This window comes from Nonomuraea gerenzanensis, assembly GCF_020215645.1.
Classification (GTDB): domain Bacteria; phylum Actinomycetota; class Actinomycetes; order Streptosporangiales; family Streptosporangiaceae; genus Nonomuraea; species Nonomuraea gerenzanensis.
Window position 1 is genome coordinate 2,383,220 of the sequence record NZ_CP084058.1, and the last position, 21,409, is coordinate 2,404,628.

Below are 21,409 nucleotides of genomic sequence, written 5' to 3' on the forward strand. Positions count from 1 at the left end.
CGCCTCCTGTTCACATACATGGACGTGAGTCGAAGACTTGGATGTGTGCCTGCGAACGTAGCCAGTGGCGTGGCTCACGGTCAATATTCAGGTATGTGAAAGTCCGCCAGATTCGTGTACATCATGAGGCATGCGCATTCTCATGACTGGGGCCTCTGGAAAAGTCGGGACGCTGCTGCGCCCGCGGCTCGCACGAGAAGGCCGTACGCTGCGGCTTTCCGATATCCACCCGGTCGATCCCGGGCCCGGCGAGGAGTGGGTGACGGCCGACCTGGCCGACGCCGGCGCCGTGGCCGAGGCGATGAAGGGCGTGGACGCCGTGCTGCACCTGGGCGGCCAGAGCAGGGAGCATCCCTGGGCCGACATCGTGCACGCCAACATCAACGGCACGCAGGTGCTGCTGGAGGCGGCGTACAAGGAGGGGGTCCAGCACGTCGTGCTCATGGGCAGCCATCACGCGGCCGGCTTCCACACCAGGCCGGCAGACGGCGCGGACCTGCCCGACTACGCCTTCCCGCGCCCCGACACCTTCTACGGCGTCAGCAAGGTCGTCATGGAGGCGCTCGGCAGCCTCTACCACGACCGGTTCGGCATGAACGTCACCGTGGTCAGGCTCGGCACCTGCAACGAGGGCCCGGCCGACACCCGGGGGCTCGCCACCTGGATCTCGGCCGACGACCTGACCCGCCTGGTCGAGGCGGGCCTCACCGCGACCGGCTACCACGTCGTGTGGGGCGTCTCCGACAGCCCGCGCCGCTGGTGGTCGCTGGAGGAGGCCGAGGCCATCGGGTACGTCTCGCACGACTCCTCCGAGCCCTTCGCCGCCGCGCTCATCGCGGAGCAGGGCGAGCCCGACCTGTCGGAGCCGCTGCACGACCGCGCGGGCGGAGTGTTCACGCTGAACGAGCTCGGCGGGAAATGGTGAGCTGACGCCAGCAACCGGTTGCAAGAACCTTGACGGCACCACCCCCGAACGTCAAGGTTTAGTCTGGCAACCGTTTGCAAGGGAGGGCGGCATGGCGGCGACGATCAAGGACGTGGCCCGCGCCTGCGGCGTTCATGTGTCCACCGTTTCCCGTACCTTCTCCGCACCGCACCTGGTCAATCCTGCCACCAGGAGCCGGGTGCTGGCCGCCGCCGACGACCTCGGCTACCGGCCCAACCGCGCGGCCAGGGCGCTGACCACCGGCCGCACGTTCAACATGGGCCTGATCGTGGCCGACATCTCCAACCCGTTCTTCCCGCCCCTCATCAAGGCCGCGCAGGCGCAGGCCAGGGGGCGGGACTACCACGTGTTCGTGGCCGACACCGACGAGGACCCGCGGGTCGAGGAAGAGCTGATCAGGACCCTCACCAAGCAGGTGGACGGCGTCCTGCTGTGCAGCCCGCGCCTGTCGAACAAGATGATCGAGCGCCTGGCCGAGGACGTGCCGTTCGTGGTCGTCAACCGGCGCATCAAGGGCATGCCCGCCGTGCTGATGAACGTCGCCCAGGGCGCCAGGCTCGCCCTGGACCACCTGGCGGGGCTCGGCCACCGCAGGATCGCGCTCGTGTCCGGCCCGATCGGCTCGTGGACCAGCAACGAGATGCAGGGCGTGGCCGCCGAGGCGGCGGGCCTGGACCTGGTCTTCTTCGGGCCCAACCAGCCCACGGAGGCCGGCGGCCTGGCCGTGGCCCCCGAAGTGGCCGCCTGCGGCGCGACCGCGGTGCTCGCCTACAACGACCTCGTCGCACTCGGCCTGATCGAGGGGCTGTCGGCGATGGAGATAGGGGTACCAGACCAGATAAGTGTGATCGGGTTCGACGACATCCTGCCGGGGCGGCTCAACCGGCCCAAGCTGACCACGGTGGCCATGCCGGCCGTGCAGGCGGGGAGGATGGCCGTCGATCTGCTGCTGCAGTCGGGGGGCGAGGGCGCGACGGTGACCCTCGACACCGCCCTCATTGTCCGCGAGTCCACGGGAAGGGCACAGACATGATCTTCGGTACGCTGCCATCGGGCCAGCAGGTCGAGTGCGTAGAGCTGTCGTCGGGACGGCTGCGCGCCGAGGTGCTCACCTACGGCGCCATCATCCGCACGCTGGAGGTGTCCGGGGTCAACGTCGTGCTCGGGCTGGACACGCTCGACGACTACCGCACCCGCAGCCGTTACTTCGGCGCCGTCGTCGGGAGGTACGGCAACCGCATCGCCGGCGCCCGCTTCACCCTCGACGGGGTCGAGTTCACGCTGCCGGCCAACAACGGCCCCAACTGCCTGCACGGCGGCATCGAGGGCTTCGACAGCAAGGTCTGGACGATCGCCGAGCGCACCGGGTCGTCGGTGACGCTGACGCTGACCAGCCCCGACGGCGACCAGGGCTTCCCCGGCACGCTGACCGCCTCGGTGACGTACACGCTGGCCGACGACGGCCTGCGCATCGACTACGCCGCCGAGTCGGACGCAGCCACCGTGGTCAACCTGACCAACCACTCCTACTTCAACCTCAAGGGCGGCGGCGACGTGCTCGACCACGTCGTCCAGATGGCGGCCGAGCACTACCTGCCGGTGGACGACGACAAGATCCCCACGGGTGAGCCGGCGCCCGTCAAGGGCACGCCGTTCGACTTCACCGAGCCGCACCCGGTGGGCGAGCGCTACGACGGCGCCTACGACCACTGCTTCGTGCTGGACGGCAGCGCGATCAGGGTGACGGCGGGCGGCCTGACCATGGAGGTCACCACCACCGAGCCGGGCGTGCAGTTCTACGCCGGTGGCATGCTCGACGGGGGCGCGACGCCGTACGGGCCGTTCGCCGGGCTGTGCCTGGAGACGCAGCACTACCCGGACGCGCCCAACCAGCCGCAGTTCCCCTCCACGGTGCTGCGCCCGGGTGAGCGCCGCACGTCCACCACCACGTACCGGTTCATCTGACGTTGCGCAGCGCGGCGTTGGCCTTGATCACCAGCAGGGCCACGTCGTCCTGCGACGGCTCGGCGGCGAACGTCTCGACCGCGTGCCGCACCCGCTCGGCCACCGCGTGCGCGCTCAGCCCCGTACAGGTGGCCAGCAGGTGCGACAGCCCGTCGCGGTCGTCCAGCAGCCGGTCGCCGTCGCGCCGCTCGGTCACGCCGTCGGTGACGCACAGCAGCACCTCCTCCGGCGCCAGCTCGAACGACTCCACGTAGAACCTGGCGCTGGACTCGATGCCGAGCAGCAGCTGCGGCGTGGCCACCGCCTGCACCTCGCCGTCGGGCCGCAGCAGGAGGGGCGACGGGTGGCCGGCCGAGGCGATCGTGCACAGCGCGCCGCCCTGCGGCAGCGGGGTCAGCTCGCCGCACAGCAGGCTGAGGAACCTGCCCTCCTCGCCCTCGTCCAGCAGCGCGTGGTTGAGCCGGTCGAAGATGTCGGCCACGGTGTAGTGCTCCTTGGCCAGCAGGCGTACGGCGTGCCGGGCCAGCCCCGTGACCGCGGCGGCCTCCGGGCCGCTGCCGCACACGTCGCCCAGCGCGAAGCACCAGTGGTCGGCCACCGTGAACAGGTCGTAGAAGTCGCCGCCGACGTCGGCGCCCTCCTCGGCCGGCTCGTAGACGACGGCGGACTCCAGGCCCGGCATGGGGGCCACCCGCATGGGCAGCAGGCTGCGCTGCAGCACCCGTGAGGTGGTCGCCTGCCGGGTGTAGAGCATGGCGGTGTGCAGGTTGAGCGCCACCAGGCGGCACAGGTCCGCCAGCAGGTCGGCCAGCTCCAGCGGCAGCGTCGGATCGATGCGGCCGATCACCAGTGCGCCGTGCGACCTGCCCTGCGTGAGCAGCGGGAAGGCCAGCACGTTCTCCGGGCCGACCGGCCAGCTCATCTCGGTCAGCGCCGTGCGCGGGATGGCGGGCAGCGACTTGCGCAGGTCGGCGTTGTGGCGCTCCTCGCTGTGCCAGACGTGGGCGAGCCTGGTCATGCCGGCCAGGTCGGTCAGGTAGACGGCCGCCCAGGTGGCGATCTTGGGCACCACGAGCTGCGCGGTCAGCGCCGCGATCAGCTCCTCGTCGTGCACGCCCGCCAGCAGCTCGCCCGCCTCGGCCAGGAACGACAGCCGCCCCCGGTGCGCCCGGTCCTGCTCGGCCAGCCGCTCGCGCTGCACGGTCACCGCCACCTGGTCGGCGATGTGCTGCAGGCTGACCGTCAGCTCCTGGTCGAAGCGGCTCGGCCGGCCGTCCGCGACCACGAGGAAGCCGATCACCTCGCCCGCCACGACCAGTGGCGCGCACGCCAGGGACCTGGCACGCAACTGCTGGGCCAGCTCGACGTCGCCGGCCAGCAGATCCTCGATCATCGTCGGGGTCTTCCTGTCGGCGCCGAACACGCCGGTGGCCAGCACGCCCACCAGCCCCGCCGTCGTGCCCACGCCCGCCGCCACGCCGAACCGGCTGCCGTCCTCCGTGGCCAGCAGCACGTACGCGGCGTCGCCGCCGCTGGACACCTGGACGATCTGGGCGATCGTGGCCAGCAGCTCCGTCAGCGGCATGTCCCGGTCGAGCAGGTCCTTGATGCGCCGGCCCGCCTCCCTGCGCAGCGGCACCGACGGCGGTGTCAGCACGAACCGGTGGTCGCTGGAGACGACCATCCAGATCACCCGGCGCTCGCCCGCGTGCCCCCTGGCCCGCAGCTGGGAGACGTAGACGGGGACGAGCGCGCCGTCGCGGTGCCGCATGCGGGCCTCGCCCCGCCAGCGGCCCAGGCCGAGCGTGTCGGTCAGCGACAGCGCGTACGGGCCGTGCCCGCGCCAGGCCACCAGCTCCTTCAGCGACCGGCCGACGGCCTGCTCGGACCGCCAGCCGAGGAGCTGCTCCACCTCGGGGTTCCAGGACTCCACGACCCCGTCGAGGTCGCAGATCACCACGCCGAGGTGCAGGGTCTCCAGCGGCGGCGCGACGGGCCCGGGGACCAGGCAGGGCGGGCAGGACACGTGGTCCTGCATGTCGCAGCCCTCGCCCAGCTCCATGCGCACCCAGACGCGCTTGGCCGTCCTGGTGTAGGTGACGCCCCAGGCGTCGGCCAGCATGCCGGCGAGCGCCAGGCCGCGGCCCGAGGTGGACAGCGTGCCGTCGGCCGGCGCGCTCTCCCCGGCCGGGAGGGTGCGCGTGGGGTGGTGGTCGTCCACCTCGATCTCGAGTTTCGGCGGGCTGGCGTCCACGTCCAGGCGGCACGTCAGCTCCACGCCGGTGCCCGCGTGCACCACGGCGTTCGTGACGAGTTCGCTGGTCAGCAGCACGGCGTCCTCGGTGAGATGGCTCAGGCGCCATTCGCCGAGCACTTGGCGGACGAACTTGCGCGCGTGCGCCGGTGCATGGGGAGTGCCGTCGAAGGCCGTGCTCGACACCCTGGTCGTGTCCACTCTGCGTCCTAGAACATCACTCGATGTGGCAGTTCGGTCACTCTCAGAGTGGCAGACTGATGGCGTTGATACCTCCAGTTGTGAAGAAGGCCGCCATGGTCGCGCAGTTGGACACCCCTTACAGTGCTGGATCGCTCCACCCCGCGCAGCTGCGTCCGCTGCTCGTGGCCCTGCAAGGGCTGCGCGACGGCAACTTCCGCAGCAGGCTCGACCCGCCCGACGATCCCTTCCTCGCGGAGCTGGCGATCACCTTCAACCAGGTCGTCGACCGCAACGAGCACCTGTCGAACGAGCTGACCCGCCTGCGCACCGAGGTCGCCAGGCGTGGGCGGCTCGACGAGCGGCTCGACCCCAGCCCAGGCACGGGAGGCTGGGCGGTCAACGTGGCCGCGGTCAACTCCATCGTCGACGCGCTGGTCATCCCGATGGCCAAGGCCACCAGGGTGCTCAACGCGGTGGCCGACGGCGACCTGTCCAAGCGGGTGGACCTCCAGGAGGACGACCGGCCGCTGCGCGGCGGGCTGCGCCTGATGGGCAAGGCGGTCAACCGCATGGTCGACCAGCTCGCGCTGTTCTCCGGCGAGGTGACGCGGGTGGCGCGCGAGGTGGGCACGGAGGGGCGGCTCGGCGGCCGGGCCAAGGTGCAGGGCATGTCGGGCAGCTGGCGTGACGTGACCGAGGCGGTCAACGCCATGGCCGGGCGGCTGACCGCGCAGGTGCGCGACATCGCGGTCGTCACCACCGCCGTGGCCAGAGGCGACCTGACCAGGCAGGTGACGGTCGAGGCCACCGGCGAGCTGCTGGAGCTGAAGCTGACCGTCAACACCATGGTGGACCAGCTCTCCTCGTTCGCCAGCGAGGTGACGCGGGTGGCCCGCGAGGTCGGCACCGAGGGCCAGCTCGGCGGCCGGGCCGAGGTCAAGGGCGTGCTCGGCACCTGGAAGGACCTGACCGACAACGTCAACTTCATGGCCACCAACCTCACCACCCAGGTGCGCTCGATCGCGCAGGTGACGACCGCGGTGGCCAACGGCGACCTGTCGAAGAAGATCACGGTGGACGCGCGGGGCGAGATCCTCCAGCTCAAGGACACCATCAACACGATGGTGGGGCAGCTGTCCGCGTTCGCCGACGAGGTGACGCGGGTGGCGCGTGAGGTGGGCACGGAGGGGCGGCTGGGTGGTCAGGCGCAGGTGCGCGGGGTATCGGGGGTGTGGAAGGACCTGACCGACAACGTGAACTTCATGGCCTCCAACCTCACCGAGCAGGTCCGCGACATCGCCCAGGTCGCCACCGCCGTCGCCCAGGGCGACCTCAGCCGCAAGATCAGCGTGGACGTCAAGGGGGAGATCCTCCAGCTCAAGGACACCGTCAACACGATGGTGGGGCAGCTGTCCGCGTTCGCCGACGAGGTGACGCGGGTGGCGCGTGAGGTGGGCACGGAGGGGCGGCTGGGCGGTCAGGCGCAGGTGCGCGGGGTGTCGGGGGTGTGGAAGGACCTGACCGACAACGTGAACTTCATGGCCTCCAACCTCACCAGCCAGGTGCGCTCGATCGCCATGGTCACCACCGCCATCGCCAACGGCGACCTGTCGAAGAAGATCACGGTGGACGCGCGCGGTGAGATCCTCCAGCTCAAGGACACCATCAACACCACCGTGGACAAGCTGTCGGCCTTCGCCGACGAGGTGACGCGGGTGGCGCGTGAGGTGGGCACGGAGGGGCGGCTGGGCGGTCAGGCGCAGGTGCGCGGGGTGTCGGGGGTGTGGAAGGACCTGACCGACAACGTGAACTTCATGGCCTCCAACCTGACCAGCCAGGTCCGCAACATCGCCCAGGTGGCCACCGCCGTGGCCAACGGCGACCTGTACAAGAAGATCGACGTGGACGCGCGCGGCGAGATCCTGGAGCTCAAGACCACGATCAACACCATGGTCGACACGCTGTCGTCGTTCTCCTCCGAGGTGACCAGGGTCGCCCGCGAGGTCGGCTCGGAGGGCAGGCTGGGCGGGCAGGCCGAGGTCGAGGGCGTCTACGGCACCTGGGAGCGCCTGACCAAGAACGTCAACCAGCTCGCCGGCAACCTCACCACCCAGGTGCGCGCCATCGCCGAGGTCGCCAGCGCCGTCGCCCAGGGCGACCTGAGCCGCTCGATCAGCGTCGAGGCCAAGGGCGAGGTCGCGGAGCTGAAGAACAACGTCAACCTCATGGTCGCCAACCTGCGCGAGACCACCCGCGCCAAGGACTGGCTGGAGAGCAACCTGGCCCGCATCGCCGGGCTCATGCAGGGGCACCGCAACCTCGTCGAGGTCGCCGACCTGATCCTGCGGGAGCTGACGCCGCTGGTCAGCGCCCAGTACGGCGCCTTCTTCCTGGCCGACGCCGACTCGGTGGACGGCTCGCTGGCCTACATCGCCGGCTACGGCGCCGCCCACGACGTGCTGCCGGGCCCCGCCCACGACATGCTGCCCGGCCCCGCCACGTCCGGCCCCGGGCTGATCAGGCAGGCGGCGCTGGAGCGCAAGCGCATCCTGCTGGAGGACGTGCCGCCCGGCTACATCACCGTGCACTCGGGGCTGGGCGAGGCCGCGCCCGCCAGCGTGGTGGTGCTGCCCATCGTGTTCGAGGACAAGGTGCTGGGCGTGATCGAGCTGGCCTCGTTCAGCCGGTTCAGCGACGTGCACCTGGCCTTCTTCGACCAGTTCGTGGTCACCATCGGCGTGGCGATCAACACCATCATCGCCAACGCCCGCACCGAGGCGCTGCTGTCGGAGTCGCAGCGCCTGGCGCAGCAGCTCCAGGGCCGCTCCGACGAGTTGCAGCGCCAGCAGGCCGAGCTGCGCAGGTCGAACGCCGCGCTGGAGGAGAAGGCCCACCTGCTGGCCACCTCCTCCCGCTACAAGTCGGAGTTCCTGGCCAACATGTCGCACGAGCTGCGCACGCCGCTCAACAGCCTGCTCATCCTGGCCAGGCTGCTGGCCGACAACCCCGAGAGCAACCTGTCGGAGCAGGAGGTCGAGTTCGCCACCACGATCCACAACGCGGGCAGCGACCTGCTCCAGCTCATCAACGACATCCTCGACCTGTCCAAGATCGAGGCGGGGCGGATGGACGTGCGGCCGGAGAAGCTGCCGCTGAGCAAGCTGCTCGACTACGTGGACGCCACCTTCCGCCCGCTCACCGTGGACCGGGGCCTCACCTTCGAGATCGAGGTCGCCCCCGGCACGCCCCGCGAGCTCTACAACGACGAGCGCAGGCTCCAGCAGATCCTGCGCAACCTGCTGTCGAACGCGGTCAAGTTCACCTCCGCCGGCGAGGTGCGGTTGTCGGTCTCGGTGGCCGAGGACAGGCCCGACCCCGACGGCCGCCCGATGCTCTCCTTCGCCGTCCGCGACACCGGCATCGGCATCGCCGCCGACAAGCTGCCGGCCATCTTCGGTGCCTTCCAGCAGGCCGACGGCACCACCAGCCGCAAGTACGGCGGCACGGGCCTGGGCCTGTCGATCAGCAGCGAGATCGCCCGCCTGCTCGGCGGCGAGATCCACGCCAGCAGCGAGCCCGGCGTGGGCAGCACGTTCACCCTGTTCGTGCCGGCCGGCTGCGCCGCCGCCGGGGCCGAGCAGCCCTCGGCCGAACCGGAGCCGGAGCCCGAGCCGGAGCCGCGCGCCCCGGCCCCCGGCTGGCAGGCCGACGGCGAGGAGCTGTGGCAGTCCTCCTCCAAGCTGGGCCGGCTCAAGCAGGGCCCGCTCGGGGCGGCGTTCGCGGGCCGGCGGGTGCTCATCGTGGACGACGACATCCGCAACGTCTACGCCCTGACGCACGTGCTCGGCAGGCTCGGCATGGAGATCGTCTACGCCGAGAACGGCAGGGAGGGCCTGGAGGCGCTGGAACGCGAGGCGGACATCGCGCTGGTCCTCATGGACGTGATGATGCCCGAGATGGACGGCTACGAGACGCTCGTCGCCGTACGGCAGATGCCCAGGTTCGCCGATCTGCCGATCATCGCGCTCACGGCCAAGGCGATGCCGGGCGACCGGGAGAAGACGATCTCCTGCGGCGCGTCCGACTACGTGCCCAAACCCGTGGACCTCGACCAGCTCCTGGAGGTGATGCGCGGGTGGCTCGCGGGCGATCGGGAGGACGGATGAACCGACAGGTCAAGATCCTGCTGGTGGACGACAACGAGGAGAGCCTGGTCGCGCTGGAGGCGGTGTTGCGGCCGCTGCAGCAGCTGCTGTTCAAGGCCAGATCGGGGCCCGAGGCGATGAAGCTGATGTTGCGCCATGACTTCGCGGTCGTCCTGCTCGACGTGCTCATGCCCGGCATGGACGGTTTCGAGACCGCCACCCACATCAAGCGGCTCGACCAGACCCGCGACGTGCCGATCATCTTCCTGACCGGCACCGAGCCCAGCTCGGGCGCGGCCTTCCGGGGCTACGCCGTGGGCGCCGTCGACTATCTCACCAAGCCGTTCGACCCGTGGGTGCTCCGGTCGAAGGTGGCGGTGTTCATGGAGCTGTTCAGGAAGAGCGCGGTGCTGATGGAGCAGGCGGCGCTGCTGGCCCAGCTCGTCAGGGACAACGAGGCGCTGGCCGGGTTCGCGCGGCGGCTGGGGGCGGTCGAGGCGCGGCTGGAGGGGCTCTCGGAGGGCGTCGCGGGCGACGAGGGGGTGCGGGAGGCGGTCAAGGACCTGGCCGACCGGGTGGTGGCCATGCAGACCGCGTTCGAGGCCGTCTCGACCGTGCGCGCCAGGGAATGATCCTGCCGTCAGTCAGGACATCGGCGAGCCTCCGCGCGTACCGCGGTGTCTCCGTCGTACCTTTGGCATCATGGCCACCCGTACGCCGAAAAGCGCATCGAAGGGGCCGGCGAAGCGGTCGACCTCGTCCCGTTCGACTCCCGCCAAGCGCGGGGCCGCCTCGGCGGGACGGCCCAGGGCGAGGGGAGCCGCCTCCGGCCGCAAGCCCTCGATGACCCATCAGGACCCGATCAGCTGGGTCTTCACCATGATCGGCAAGCTCGTCGTCGGGCTGTGGATGTTGTTCGCCAACGGCGTCGGCAGCGCGGCGCGGGCCCTGGGCAAGAACGCCAGGGAGCTCGATCCTGCGCACCGGCGCGACGGGGTGGGCCTGACGGTGCTGGCGGGCGCGATCGTGCTGGCGGCCATGACCTGGCGCAACTCGGAGGGCGCGGTGGCGGGCGTGGTCAACGCCGCCGTGCGGGGCGTGTTCGGCTCGCTGGCGTGGGCGCTGCCGCTCCTGCTCGGGCTGCTGGCCTGGCGTTACCTGCGCCATCCCGACCAGAACGCCGACACCGGGCGCATGGTCATCGGCTGGGCGGCGCTGATGGTCGGCGTGCTCGGGGTGATCCACGTGGCCAACGGCACGCCGTACCCGGCCGGCGAGGGCCAGGGCATGGACAAGGTGTCGCAGGCCGGCGGCATGGTCGGATTCATCGTGTCGGCGCCGCCGATGAGCATTCTGCCGCCGTGGGTGACGATCCCGCTGCTGCTGCTCCTGTCCGGGTTCGGGGTGCTGGTGATCACCGCCACGCCCGTGCACCGCATCCCCGAGCGGCTGGCCGAGCTGAAGCACATGCTGTTCGAGCGGCAGGCCGAGGGCGACGCCCCGCCGAAGCCCGCCAGCAGGAAGCGGGTCAGGGCGAAGAAGCCCGAGGAGGGCGAGGACAGCGTCAAGCCGTACGACACGCCGGTGATCGCGGAGAAGGACAAGAAGAGCGATCACTCGCCGGAGATCGTGCCGGGGCTGACGGACGAGGAGGAGCCGCCCGCTCCCGAGGCTGAGAGGCGTCCTGAGCCGCCGCAGCCCACGCCGGCGCCACGGAAGGTCGAGCAGCTCGTCCTGTCCCCGCAGGCGGGGCCGTACAGCCTGCCCGACCTGCAGTACCTCAAGCCGGGCAGCGCGCCCAAGCCGCAGACCAAGGCCAACACCACCGTGGTGAACGCGCTGACCAGCGTCCTGGAGCAGTTCGCCATCGACGCGCAGGTGATCGGGTTCACCCGCGGCCCGACAGTGACCCGCTACGAGATCGAGCTCGGGCCGGCGGTGAAGGTGGAGAAGGTCACCGCGCTGACCAAGAACATCGCCTACGCCGTCAAGTCCGCCGATGTGCGCATCCTGTCGCCGATCCCCGGCAAGTCGGCCATCGGGGTCGAGATCCCGAACGCCGACAAGGACCTGGTGGCGCTCGGCGACGTGCTGCGCTCCCAGGTGGCCCAGGCCGACCACCACCCGATGATCGTCGGCCTGGGCAAGGACGTCGAGGGCCGCACCATCGTCGCCAACCTGGCCAAGATGCCCCACCTGCTGATCGCGGGCGCCACCGGCGCCGGCAAGTCGGTCTGCGTCAACGGCCTGATCACCTCCATCCTGATGCGCGCCACGCCCGACGAGGTGCGCATGGTGCTGGTGGACCCCAAGCGGGTCGAGCTCAGCGTGTACGAGGGCATCCCTCACCTCATCACCCCCATCATCACCAACCCGAAGAAGGCCGCCGAAGCCCTCGAATGGGTCGTGGGCGAGATGGACCGGCGCTACGACGACCTGGCGGCCTCGGGGTTCCGGCACGTCGACGAGTTCAACAAGGCCGTGCGGGCGGGCAAGCTGCAGCCGCCGCCGGGCAGCGAGCGGGTCTACCAGCCGTACCCGTACCTGCTGGTGATCGTGGACGAGCTGGCCGACCTCATGATGGTGGCCCCGCGCGACGTCGAGGACTCGATCGTGCGCATCACCCAGCTCGCCCGCGCGGCCGGCATCCACCTGGTGATCGCCACTCAGCGGCCGTCGGTGGACGTCGTCACCGGCCTGATCAAGGCGAACGTGCCGTCCAGGCTGGCCTTCGCCGTCTCCAGCCTCACCGACTCGCGGGTCATCCTCGACCAGCCCGGCGCCGACAAGCTGGTCGGCCAGGGTGACGCGCTCTTCCTGCCCATGGGGGCCAGCAAGCCGATCCGCATCCAGAACGCGTTCGTCTCGGAGAAGGAGATCGCCGAGATCGTCGGGCACTGCAAGGAGCAGATGCAGGTCGAGTACCGCGAGGACGTGGCGGCGGCGCCGGTCAAGAAGGAGATCGACGAGGACATCGGCGACGACCTCGACCTGCTGATCCAGGCGGCCGAGCTGATCGTCACCACGCAGTTCGGCTCGACCTCGATGCTGCAGCGCAAGCTGCGGGTCGGGTTCGCCAAGGCGGGGCGCCTGATGGACCTGCTGGAGAGCCGCAACGTGGTCGGTCCGAGCGAGGGCTCGAAGGCGCGGGAAGTGCTCGTCAAGCCCGACGATCTGCCGGGTTTGCTGGCGGATCTGCGTGGCGAATGACCCCAATGCACGGTTGCACGGCGATAACTGATTGAATATGTACCACCACGAAGAGTAGTCGGTGTGGTGGGGGGCGGTTCGCTGTGCAGGAGCAGAGCATCGGGGCCATGCTGCGGGCGGCCAGGCAGACGGCCGGGCTGACGGTGGCGCAGGTCAGCGCGGCCACCAGGATTCGCGAGGCCATGATCCATTGCATGGAGCAGGACGACTACGGTCAGTGCGGCGGTGCCTTCTACGCCAGAGGGCACGTCCGGGCCGTGGCCAGGGCGGTGGGCCTCGATCCGGAGGCCACGGTCCATCTCTACGACCAGCAGTACGGCGGGCCTCCGCAGCCCATGCCGGCCTCGGCCGTCTTCCAGGCCGATCGCAAGATCAACCTGCCGGAGCGGCGCGGGCCCAACTGGACGATGGCGCTCGGCGTGGCGCTGGCCATCGTCGTGGTCTTCGGCATGATGCGGGTGATGGGCGGCGCCAGCGACCAGGTGCGTACGGGTGACGTGCGGGCCGCCTCGGCCCGGCCCAGCGTCCCGCCGAACACGCCCATCACCGAGACGCCGAAGCCGACGCCGACGAAGATGACGGCCAAGAACACCGTTACGGTGCGTATCAAGGCGAAGCGGTCGTCGTACGTGAGCCTGCACGACGCCGAAGGGCACAAGCTGTTCGCCGGCACTCTCAAGGCGGGCAAGACCTCCACCTGGCGCGCGCCCGACAAGGTCAACGTGCTGCTGGCGGACGCCGGAGCGGTAACGCTGCACGTCAACGGCAAGCGGGTGAAGGGTCTGGGCGGCAGGGGAGACGTGGCGCGGCGCACCTTCGGGCCGCCCAAACCGCAGTCGCGGTAGCCGCCGGGGGGAGCCCGGTGCAACGGGTGGTGGCCAACTCCCGATACCGTAGTGTTCACCATGTCATCCCGCCGAACCGCATCGCTGATCACTCTGGGCTGCGCACGCAACGAGGTCGACTCCGAAGAGCTGGCCGCGCGACTGGAGGCTGCCGGCTGGCAGCTGGGCGACGACGACCCCGATGTCGTCGTCGTCAACACGTGTGGCTTCATCGACTCGGCCAAGAAGGACTCCATCGACACGCTGCTGGCCGCCGCCGACTCCGGCGCGAAGGTGGTCGCCGCGGGTTGCATGGCCGAGCGCTACGGCAACGAGCTCGCCGAGGCCCTGCCCGAGGCCAGCGCGGTCATCTCCTTCGACGACTACGCCGAGATCGGTGACCGCCTCGACGACGTGCTGGCCGACAGGCCGCTCAAGCCGCACACGCCACGCGACCGCCGCACCTTGCTACCCATCTCGCCGGTGGACCGTGCCAGCGCCCCCAAGGCCAACATCCCAGGTCACGGCGACCTGCCTGAGGGCCTGGCGCCCGCCAGCGGGCCGCGCGTGCTGCGCAAACGGCTCGACGAGAGCCCGGTGGCCTCGCTCAAGCTGGCCTCCGGCTGCGACCGCCGCTGCACGTTCTGCGCCATCCCGGCCTTCCGTGGCTCCTACGTCTCCCGCCGGCCCGACGAGCTGCTCGCCGAGGCCGACTGGCTGGCCCACAGGGGCGTGCGCGAGCTCGTCCTGGTCAGCGAGAACTCCACCTCCTACGGCAAGGACCTGGGCGACCTCAGGGCGCTGGAGAAGCTGCTGCCGCAGCTGGCCGCCGTGGAGGGCGTCGAGCGGGTGCGGGTCAGCTACCTGCAGCCCGCCGAGCTGCGTCCCGGCCTGATCGACGTGATCACCGGCACCGAGGGCGTCGCGCCCTACTTCGACCTGTCCTTCCAGCACGCCAGCGGCGGCGTGCTGCGCCGGATGCGGCGCTTCGGCGACCCCGAGCGCTTCCTGGGGCTGCTGGAGACCGTGCGCGAGCGCGCCCCCGAGGCGGGCGTGCGCTCCAACTTCATCGTGGGCTTCCCCGGGGAGACCGAGGAGGAGTTCGGCGAGCTGGTCGGGTTCCTGGAAGCGGCCAGGCTCGACGTGATCGGCGTGTTCGGCTACTCCGACGAGGACGGCACGGAGGCGGCCAAGCTGCCGGGCAAGCTGGATCAGGAGGTCATCGACGAGCGGGTGCGGGTGCTCACCGAGCTGGCCGAGGAGCTGACGGCCCAGCGGGCGGAGGAGCGCATCGGCACCGAGGTCGACGTGCTGATCGACGACGACCTGGGCGACGGCGGCTACGAGGGCCGCGCGGCGCACCAGGGCCCCGAGGTCGACGGCTCGGTCACGGTGCAGGGCATCGGCCTGGTCAAGGGGCAGATCGTACGCGCGCACGTGGTCGACGCCGAGGGGGTTGACCTGATCGCGCGCATCAAGGCCGGCGGTCCATGAAAAGGGACGAGCGCCGCGTGGTAAGCCCGTGGAACATCGCCAACGTCCTCACGGTCCTCCGGTTGGTGCTCGTCCCCTTCTTCGTCGTCTGCCTCTTCCTGCCGGGCACCGGCTGGCGGGTGGCCGCGCTGGCGGTCTTCGCGGTGGCCTCGATCACCGACCACCTCGACGGGGAGCTGGCCCGGCGGTACGGCCTCATCACCGACTTCGGCAAGATCGCCGACCCGATCGCCGACAAGGCGCTCACCGGGGCCGCGCTGGTCTGCCTGTCGATCCTGGGCGAGCTGCCCTGGTGGGTCACGGTGGTGATCCTCGGCAGGGAGCTGGGCATCACGGTGCTGCGGCTGGTGCTGCTGCGGCACGCGGTCATCCCGGCCAGCTACGGCGGCAAGGTCAAGACCGTGCTGCAGATCGCCGCCATCGTGCTCTACCTCCTGCCCTTCGTGCCGGGCCCCGTCCGGTGGGTGGTGATGGGCGGGGCGGTCGTGGTCACCGTGGCGACGGGGGCCGACTACCTCTTCAGAGCGGTGAGACTGCGCAAAGTGGCCAAGCAGGCGCGCGGGGAGTGATCGATGGCTGACGTGGCCGAGGTGCTGGCGATGCTGGTGGCGCGGGAGGCCACCGTGGCCGTGGCCGAGTCGCTGACGGGCGGGCTCATCGGGGCCAGGATCACCGCGGTGTCCGGCTCCTCCAAGGCGTTCAGGGGCGGGGTGATCTCCTACGCCACCGATCTCAAGCACGAGCTGCTGGGCGTGCCGGCGGAGCTGCTGGCGCGTGAGGGGGCCGTGCACCCCGGCGTGGCCGCCGCGATGGCGGCGGGGGTGGCCCGGGTGTGCGGGGCGACCTACGGGGTGGCCGTGACGGGCGTGGCGGGGCCCGAGCCGCAGGACGGCAAGCCGGTGGGCCTGGTGTACGCGGCGGTCTCGGGGCCCGGCGGGCAGATTTCGTCCCGCGAATTGAGACTTGAAGGGTCGCGCGAACGTATCAGGGTAGAGACGGTGGACGAGGTAGTCGATCTCCTGTCAGGTGTGCTGAAGGCGAACATAGGGGAACATTCCGGGTGATTACCGTGTTACGTCCCGAGCGAACATGCGATGCGCGGTCTGACGCGGTGTCGGTGGATACGGGTACGGTGGAGCTGTGAGTGAGGTCCGTGAGCCAACTGCAAGCACCGAGCGCCCGGCAGGCGGGCCTGATGAGTCGCGCAACGAGGCACGAGCGGCGGTCCAGGGGCGGCGACGTCCAGTGATGACGGCGAGGAGTATGTACGAAGCTAAGAAGAACAAAGTGCGGCACGATCCGATCGCGCGGGGCGTGGTGAAGACATCCGCGCCGGGGAGGGAGCGACAGATGATTCTGCTGCGTCAGCTGCTCGGAGATGTGCTGAGGCGGTTGCGGGTGCGGCAGGGGCGCACGCTACGCGAGGTGTCCACGCTGGCCCGGGTCTCACTCGGCTATCTGTCCGAGGTGGAGCGCGGCCAGAAGGAGGCCTCGTCCGAGCTGCTCGCGTCGATCTGCGGCGCGCTCGGGGTGCCGCTTTCGCAGGTGTTGCGTGAGGTTTCCGACCAGTTCGCGCTGGCGGAGCTCCAAGCTGCTCCTGTGCTGGCCGACGTGCCGGAGCACGAGCGCCTGCCTCTTGGCGAGACGGTTCCCGGGTCGATCTCCGACTCCGTGTTCCCCGAAGTCAAGGACATGGTGGCCGCCTAACGCGGCTGGCAGCCGGCACACCACAGGATCAGGCGTTCCTGTGGCTGCTCTCCCATCTCCCCACGACTGATGCGGGTGCCGCATCGGCGACAGGGCCTCCCCGCCCTGCCATAGACCCAGGTCTGGTTCGCTGGGCGGCGATCCCCTGTGGTCACTGTGCCCGCATGCCCCTTGTTGGCCGCCAGCAGCCGCTGCGCCAGCGACACGAGCCCCTCGAGATCTGCGATCTCCCCGACCTTCTTCCACGGCCAGATCCCACGCAGGAACAGGGTCTCGGCGCGATAGATCGTGCCGATCCCCGCCAGGTTGCGCTGATCGAGCAGCGCCTCCCCGATGGTCCTGCCGGGCGCCCCTCGTAGCCTTCGCACGGCCTCATCCGGGTCCCAGTCCGCGCCGAGCAGATCCGGCCCCAGGTGACCCACCAGGCGTGCCTCGTCGGCCGTCCTGACGAGATCCACCATGCCGAGCTTGATCCCGATCGCCTGCCACCGCTCGTTGGCCAGGATCAGCCGCACCTGGTCGCCGGGCGGTACCCGCTCGCCCGGCCGCGCGACGTGCCAGCGGCCCTCCATGCGCAGATGGGTGTGGACGGTCAGCTCCCCCTCCACCCGGGTGAGCAGATGCTTGCCCCGCGACAGCGTGGTGATCACCTCCCGGCCTGTCAGATCGGCCGTGGCGTAGCGGGGCACGCGGAAGTCGGATCGGGTCAGGGCCTGGCCGTCCAGTGCGCCCCTGAGCCGTGCGGCGGTGCGGTAGACGGCGTCTCCTTCAGGCATTTCCCCAGTTTATGAAGCACTTTCAGGATGGTCTGCCCAGGCCGGGAGTTCACGGCCATAATGACGATCAGGAGCAGGCCTTGACGGAGGGCTGAACGGGGCATGCCGGAAATCACGGAATTACGCGCGGGAGATCCCACCGAAGTCGCGGAATACCGGTTGACCGGGCGGCTGACAGCTCAGGTGTTCACCGGACGGTCGAGGAGCGGTGAGCCGGTGCTCGTCCGGCTGCTGCCACCCGAGATGGAGCCAGAGCCGTTCCTGCGGGCCATGGAGCCGCTGCGCGGCGTCTCGGCCGTCGGCACCGCGCAGATCCTGGGCGCGGGGGTGTTCGGCGAGCAGGCCTACCTCGTCACGGAGTTCGTGGACGGGCCCGCGCTCAAGGACGTGGGCGGCACGTTCGACGGGGTGGGGCTCTACCGGCTGGCGGCGGGGACCATCACCGCGCTGGTCGCCATCCACCAGGCGGGCCTGGCGCACGGCGACATCCGGCCGGGCAACGTGCTGCTCGGCCCCGACGGCCCCCGGGTGATCGACGCCGGGCTGGAGCAGGCGATGGCGGCGGCGTCCGTCTCGACCAGGAAGGTGGCCGTGCCCGCCTACACCGCGCCCGAGCGGCTGCGCGGTGGCGAGGCCGGGGCGGCGGCCGACGTGTTCTCCTGGGCGGCGACCATGGTGTTCGCGGTGAGCGGCGCCTCGCCCTTCGAGGGCGGGTCGATGAGCGCCACCGTCGATCGCATCGTCAACCAGCCACCGGACCTGCCCGATCTGGGCGAGCTGCACGGGCTGATCGCCCGCTGCCTGGACAAGGACCCGGCCGCGCGGCCGGCGGCCAGCGACGTGCTGCTGCGGCTGGTCGGCCAGACGTCGTTGCTGAGCGGGCAGGTGAGCCACGGCCCGTCGCCGCCCGAGACCGCCCCACCGGCCCGCCGCAGCCTCAACGTGGCGGCGCTGGCGGCGGCGTTCGCCGCCGGGGCGCTGCTGTCCGGCGCGGGCGTCTACGCGCTCACCGGCGACCGTGCCGCCACCGTGACGCGGGCCGCCGCCACGCCCGCGGCGTCCGGCTCGCCCGCCACGCCCACCGTCGCGGTCTCCCAGACCGCGGCGCCGGAGGAGAAGGTGGAGAAGAAGGCGGCCACCGACCTGGAGGTCAAGGACATCGACGCCGTCCTGCACGAGCATCCGAGCGACTCGATGCGGCTGACCTCGTTCCTCGGGGCCTCGGGGCAGTTCACCTCCTACGTCCGGGAGAAGGGCGGCGCGTTCAGGACCGTCGGCAGGTTCGAGCAGCCCCTGCTGTCGCCGGGCGGCGACTGGGTCGCGCTCAACCCCCTGCTGAAGTACCAGGGCACCGACCTCGACCAGGTCAAGTTCACCAAGCTGTCGACGGGGGAGTCCTTCGTCGTCAGCACGGTCAAGAAGCCCCTCAGCACCAGCCGGCCCTTCTGGTCCAGGGACGGCGGCAAGCTGCTGCTGTCGGTCTACGACATGGAGAACGAGCCCGCGCGCATCGTGGGCTTCGTGGTCGTGGACGTGGCCGCGCGGAAGGCCGTGCACGTCGAGACCGAGTACGCCGACGACGCGACCCTGGCCTACAACTTCGCCCCTGACGGGACGGTCGTACGGGGATTCTGGGACGGCGAGAACAAGGGGATCGAGTTCTACGACCTGTCCGGCCAGGTCACCAAGACCATGCACTGGGTCGGCCATCCGAAGGGCGGCGAGTGGTTCTCCCCGTCGGGCAAGCGGCTGGCCACCGTCTGCCCCAGCGGCAAGGACTACTGCGTCTGGGACCTCCAGTCGGGCGCCCGGCAGGCGACGGTGCCGTTCAGCACCGGCGAGGGCAGCTTCCTGGGCTGGTTCAACGAGAAACACCTGCTCGTGCAGGATCCGGGCAAGAAGAAGGGCACCGCGCAAATCAAGATCATCGATCTGACGGGTGACACAAGCCGGGTGCTGGTGGATCTGGCGACGGACAAGCCGCACATGCTCCAGTTCGCCCGCGTACCGGCCTCGTGAAGCCGCTGATCGCCGGCGACCCGGCGGAGCTGGGCGGCCACCGCCTCGCCGGGCGGCTGGGCCAGGGCGGGCAGGGCGTGGTCTACCTCGGGGAGTCGGCCGCCGGCACGCCGGTCGCGATCAAGATGCTGGGCGACGGGCTGGACGACCCCGAGGCCCGCGACCGGTTCCGCCAGGAGATCGGCTACGCGCGGCGGGTCAAGGCGTTCTGCACCGCGCAGGTGCTGGCCAGCGGTGAGTTCCGGGGCACGCCGTACGTGGTGAGCGAGTACGTCGACGGCCCGTCCCTGGCGACCGTGATCCTGGAGCGGGGTCCGCTGCGCGGGGCCGAGCTGCGCCGCCTGGCCATCGGCACGCTGACCGCGCTGGCCGCCATCCACCAGGCCGGCGTCGTGCACCGGGACTTCAAGCCCGGCAACGTGCTGCTCAGCAGGGACGGGCCGCGGGTGATCGACTTCGGCATCTCGCGGGCGCTGGAGGAGCGTGAGGGCGACGGCACGCATCTCGTCGGGACGCCGCCGTACATGGCGCCCGAGCAGTTCGGCGGCGGTCCTGCCGGGCCGGCGGCCGACCTGTTCGCCTGGGCGGGGACCATGGTGGCGGCGGCGACGGGACGCCCGCCGTTCGGGACGGGTGAGCTGCCCGCGCTGATCGGCCGGATCCTGACCGCCGAGCCCGACCTCGGCGACCTCGACGGCGAGCTGCGCGAGCTGGCCGGGCGCTGCCTCGACAAGGACCCCGCGGCCCGCCCCACCGCCCCGCAGGCGCTGCTGACCCTGCTCGGGCACCGCGACCAGGCGCTGCGGCACACCGGCGAGCAGCGGCTGCTGGCCGAGGGGCAGCAGCCGGCGGCCCCGCCCCGCCGCCGGCGCCGGCCGCTGGTGGCCGCGGCGGCTGGCACGGCCGTGGTCATCACCGTCGCGGTGCTCCTCCTGCGCCCCGCCCCGCCCCCGCGCCCGCCCGCGCCCGCCCCCGTGCCGCTGCCGACCCCGCGCACGGGGACGATGGCCCGCACCTCGGTGACGGACGTGAAGATCTCCAAGACCGGGATCACCCTGCACGAGAACCCCGCCGACCCCGTCTGGGTCTCCTCCTACCGCGACGTGCACAACGACGCCGCCACCTACGTGCGCGACCCCGCCAGGGGGGACTTCTCCTTCTTCGGCAGCTTCGAGGAGCCGATCGTCTCGCCGGGCGGCCGTTTCGTGGCCTCCCTGCGGTACACGCGCCTGACGAGCACCGACTTCGAGTCCATCAGGCTGCGCGACCGCGCCACGGGCCAGGACCGCGAGGTGCGTACCGTGGACAAGCCGCGCACGCTGATGGACCCGTCCTGGTCGGGGGACGGGCGCCGGGTGCTGGCCACCGTGCTCCACGTCGGCAGGGAGCAGCGGGCCGTGGGCTTCGCGGTCGTGGACCCGGTCACGGGCTCGGTCAAGATCACCGAGTCGGCGAGTGCCGGGGACGCCAGGTACCACTGGGGCTCCGACCACGACAGCGTGCTGCAGCAGGCGGCGGACGGCTCGGTACGCGTGCTGGACCTGGACGGCAAGGTGCTGCGCAGCTTCACCGGGGTGGGCAGGCTGACGGTCGGCGGAGCCACCGGGACACCGTTCGGCGTGGTCTTCGCCACGGTGTGCCCAGGGCAGCCGCGCCGGATCTGCTTCTGGGACGAGCGGACCGGCGCGAGGAAGGGCGAGGCCCGGCTGGCGGCCGGCGCCACCTTCAACGGGTGGCTGGACGGGCGTCACTTCCTGTCCACCGTGCGCGCGGGCAAGAGGACGGACGTCTTCCTGGCGGACGCCGGCGGTGAGCGTGTCCGCACCCTGATCACCGGGCCGGCGGACGAGCTGGACAAGGTCACCTTCTGGTACTCGGCGAAGTGA

At 70.8% G+C, this 21,409-nt stretch carries 15 protein-coding genes; 13 read left to right on the top strand and 2 right to left on the bottom strand.

Annotated elements, in window-relative coordinates; translation table 11 throughout:
* Positions 1–130 precede the first annotated feature (130 nt).
* The 3 genes from LCN96_RS11510 to LCN96_RS11520 all read left to right on the top strand — a co-directional run bounded on the left by LCN96_RS11510 (position 131) and on the right by LCN96_RS11520 (position 2,911).
* Positions 131–925 (top strand): NAD-dependent epimerase/dehydratase family protein, encoded by a 795-nt coding sequence (locus LCN96_RS11510; RefSeq protein WP_225272585.1) that lies wholly within the window; start codon positions 131–133, stop codon positions 923–925.
* Between the two features lie 91 nt (positions 926–1,016).
* Complete coding sequence (locus tag LCN96_RS11515; RefSeq protein WP_185109191.1) at positions 1,017–1,979, top strand: LacI family DNA-binding transcriptional regulator; 963 nt, start codon at positions 1,017–1,019, stop codon at positions 1,977–1,979.
* A complete protein-coding gene (locus tag LCN96_RS11520; protein ID WP_225272586.1) occupies positions 1,976–2,911 on the top strand; it encodes an aldose epimerase family protein in 936 nt (311 codons plus the stop codon). The genes LCN96_RS11515 and LCN96_RS11520 overlap by 4 nt, the downstream gene beginning before the upstream one ends.
* On the opposite strand, the gene LCN96_RS11525 is transcribed toward LCN96_RS11520, so the two are convergent.
* Positions 2,904–5,366 (bottom strand): SpoIIE family protein phosphatase, encoded by a 2,463-nt coding sequence (locus LCN96_RS11525; protein WP_225272587.1) that lies wholly within the window; start codon positions 5,364–5,366, stop codon positions 2,904–2,906. The genes LCN96_RS11520 and LCN96_RS11525 overlap by 8 nt on opposite strands.
* A 95-nt stretch (positions 5,367–5,461) precedes the next feature.
* Here LCN96_RS11525 and LCN96_RS11530 point away from each other — a divergent pair, with 95 nt between their 5' ends.
* From LCN96_RS11530 to LCN96_RS11565, 8 genes are all read left to right on the top strand, one after another.
* Positions 5,462–9,514, top strand: a complete 4,053-nt coding sequence (locus LCN96_RS11530; RefSeq protein WP_225272588.1) for a HAMP domain-containing protein — start codon at positions 5,462–5,464, stop codon at positions 9,512–9,514.
* A complete protein-coding gene (locus tag LCN96_RS11535) occupies positions 9,511–10,125 on the top strand; it encodes a response regulator (protein ID WP_225272589.1) in 615 nt (204 codons plus the stop codon). The genes LCN96_RS11530 and LCN96_RS11535 overlap by 4 nt, the downstream gene beginning before the upstream one ends.
* Positions 10,126–10,195: 70 nt before the next feature.
* Positions 10,196–12,703, top strand: coding sequence for a DNA translocase FtsK (locus LCN96_RS11540; RefSeq protein WP_225272590.1), 2,508 nt, complete (start codon positions 10,196–10,198; stop codon positions 12,701–12,703).
* A gap of 83 nt (positions 12,704–12,786) precedes the next feature.
* Positions 12,787–13,548, top strand: a complete 762-nt coding sequence (locus LCN96_RS11545) for a helix-turn-helix domain-containing protein (protein WP_225272591.1) — start codon at positions 12,787–12,789, stop codon at positions 13,546–13,548.
* Between the two features lie 60 nt (positions 13,549–13,608).
* Entirely contained in the window at positions 13,609–15,021 is a 1,413-nt protein-coding gene (gene rimO / locus LCN96_RS11550; protein ID WP_225272592.1) for a 30S ribosomal protein S12 methylthiotransferase RimO, read from the top strand.
* Positions 15,018–15,590, top strand: a complete 573-nt coding sequence (pgsA, locus tag LCN96_RS11555) for a CDP-diacylglycerol--glycerol-3-phosphate 3-phosphatidyltransferase (protein WP_225272593.1) — start codon at positions 15,018–15,020, stop codon at positions 15,588–15,590. The genes rimO and pgsA overlap by 4 nt, the downstream gene beginning before the upstream one ends.
* 3 nt (positions 15,591–15,593) lie before the next feature.
* Positions 15,594–16,085 (top strand): CinA family protein, encoded by a 492-nt coding sequence (locus LCN96_RS11560; RefSeq protein ID WP_225272594.1) that lies wholly within the window; start codon positions 15,594–15,596, stop codon positions 16,083–16,085.
* A gap of 286 nt (positions 16,086–16,371) precedes the next feature.
* Complete coding sequence (locus tag LCN96_RS11565) at positions 16,372–16,728, top strand: helix-turn-helix domain-containing protein (RefSeq protein ID WP_185112531.1); 357 nt, start codon at positions 16,372–16,374, stop codon at positions 16,726–16,728.
* Here LCN96_RS11565 and LCN96_RS11570 read toward each other — a convergent pair.
* Positions 16,725–17,504 (bottom strand): DNA-formamidopyrimidine glycosylase family protein, encoded by a 780-nt coding sequence (locus tag LCN96_RS11570; protein ID WP_225272595.1) that lies wholly within the window; start codon positions 17,502–17,504, stop codon positions 16,725–16,727. The genes LCN96_RS11565 and LCN96_RS11570 overlap by 4 nt on opposite strands.
* A gap of 102 nt (positions 17,505–17,606) precedes the next feature.
* On the opposite strand from LCN96_RS11570, the gene LCN96_RS11575 reads away from it, so the two are divergent.
* A complete protein-coding gene (locus tag LCN96_RS11575; protein WP_225272596.1) occupies positions 17,607–19,523 on the top strand; it encodes a serine/threonine-protein kinase in 1,917 nt (638 codons plus the stop codon).
* Entirely contained in the window at positions 19,520–21,409 is a 1,890-nt protein-coding gene (locus LCN96_RS11580; protein ID WP_225272597.1) for a serine/threonine-protein kinase, read from the top strand. The genes LCN96_RS11575 and LCN96_RS11580 overlap by 4 nt, the downstream gene beginning before the upstream one ends.

Excerpts from the sequence above, each read along its gene's own strand:
- LCN96_RS11510 (WP_225272585.1), top strand. The coding sequence starts at position 131 with ATGCGCATTCTCATGACTGGGGCCTCTGGAAAAGTCGGGACGCTGCTG.
- LCN96_RS11515 (WP_185109191.1), top strand. The coding sequence starts at position 1,017 with ATGGCGGCGACGATCAAGGACGTGGCCCGCGCCTGCGGCGTTCATGTG.
- LCN96_RS11520 (WP_225272586.1), top strand. The coding sequence starts at position 1,976 with ATGATCTTCGGTACGCTGCCATCGGGCCAGCAGGTCGAGTGCGTAGAG.
- LCN96_RS11530 (WP_225272588.1), top strand. The coding sequence starts at position 5,462 with ATGGTCGCGCAGTTGGACACCCCTTACAGTGCTGGATCGCTCCACCCC.
- LCN96_RS11535 (WP_225272589.1), top strand. The coding sequence starts at position 9,511 with ATGAACCGACAGGTCAAGATCCTGCTGGTGGACGACAACGAGGAGAGC.
- LCN96_RS11540 (WP_225272590.1), top strand. The coding sequence starts at position 10,196 with ATGGCCACCCGTACGCCGAAAAGCGCATCGAAGGGGCCGGCGAAGCGG.
- rimO (WP_225272592.1), top strand. The coding sequence starts at position 13,609 with ATGTCATCCCGCCGAACCGCATCGCTGATCACTCTGGGCTGCGCACGC.
- pgsA (WP_225272593.1), top strand. The coding sequence starts at position 15,018 with ATGAAAAGGGACGAGCGCCGCGTGGTAAGCCCGTGGAACATCGCCAAC.
- LCN96_RS11560 (WP_225272594.1), top strand. The coding sequence starts at position 15,594 with ATGGCTGACGTGGCCGAGGTGCTGGCGATGCTGGTGGCGCGGGAGGCC.
- LCN96_RS11565 (WP_185112531.1), top strand. The coding sequence starts at position 16,372 with ATGATTCTGCTGCGTCAGCTGCTCGGAGATGTGCTGAGGCGGTTGCGG.
- LCN96_RS11570 (WP_225272595.1), bottom strand. The coding sequence starts at position 17,504 with ATGCCTGAAGGAGACGCCGTCTACCGCACCGCCGCACGGCTCAGGGGC.
- LCN96_RS11575 (WP_225272596.1), top strand. The coding sequence starts at position 17,607 with ATGCCGGAAATCACGGAATTACGCGCGGGAGATCCCACCGAAGTCGCG.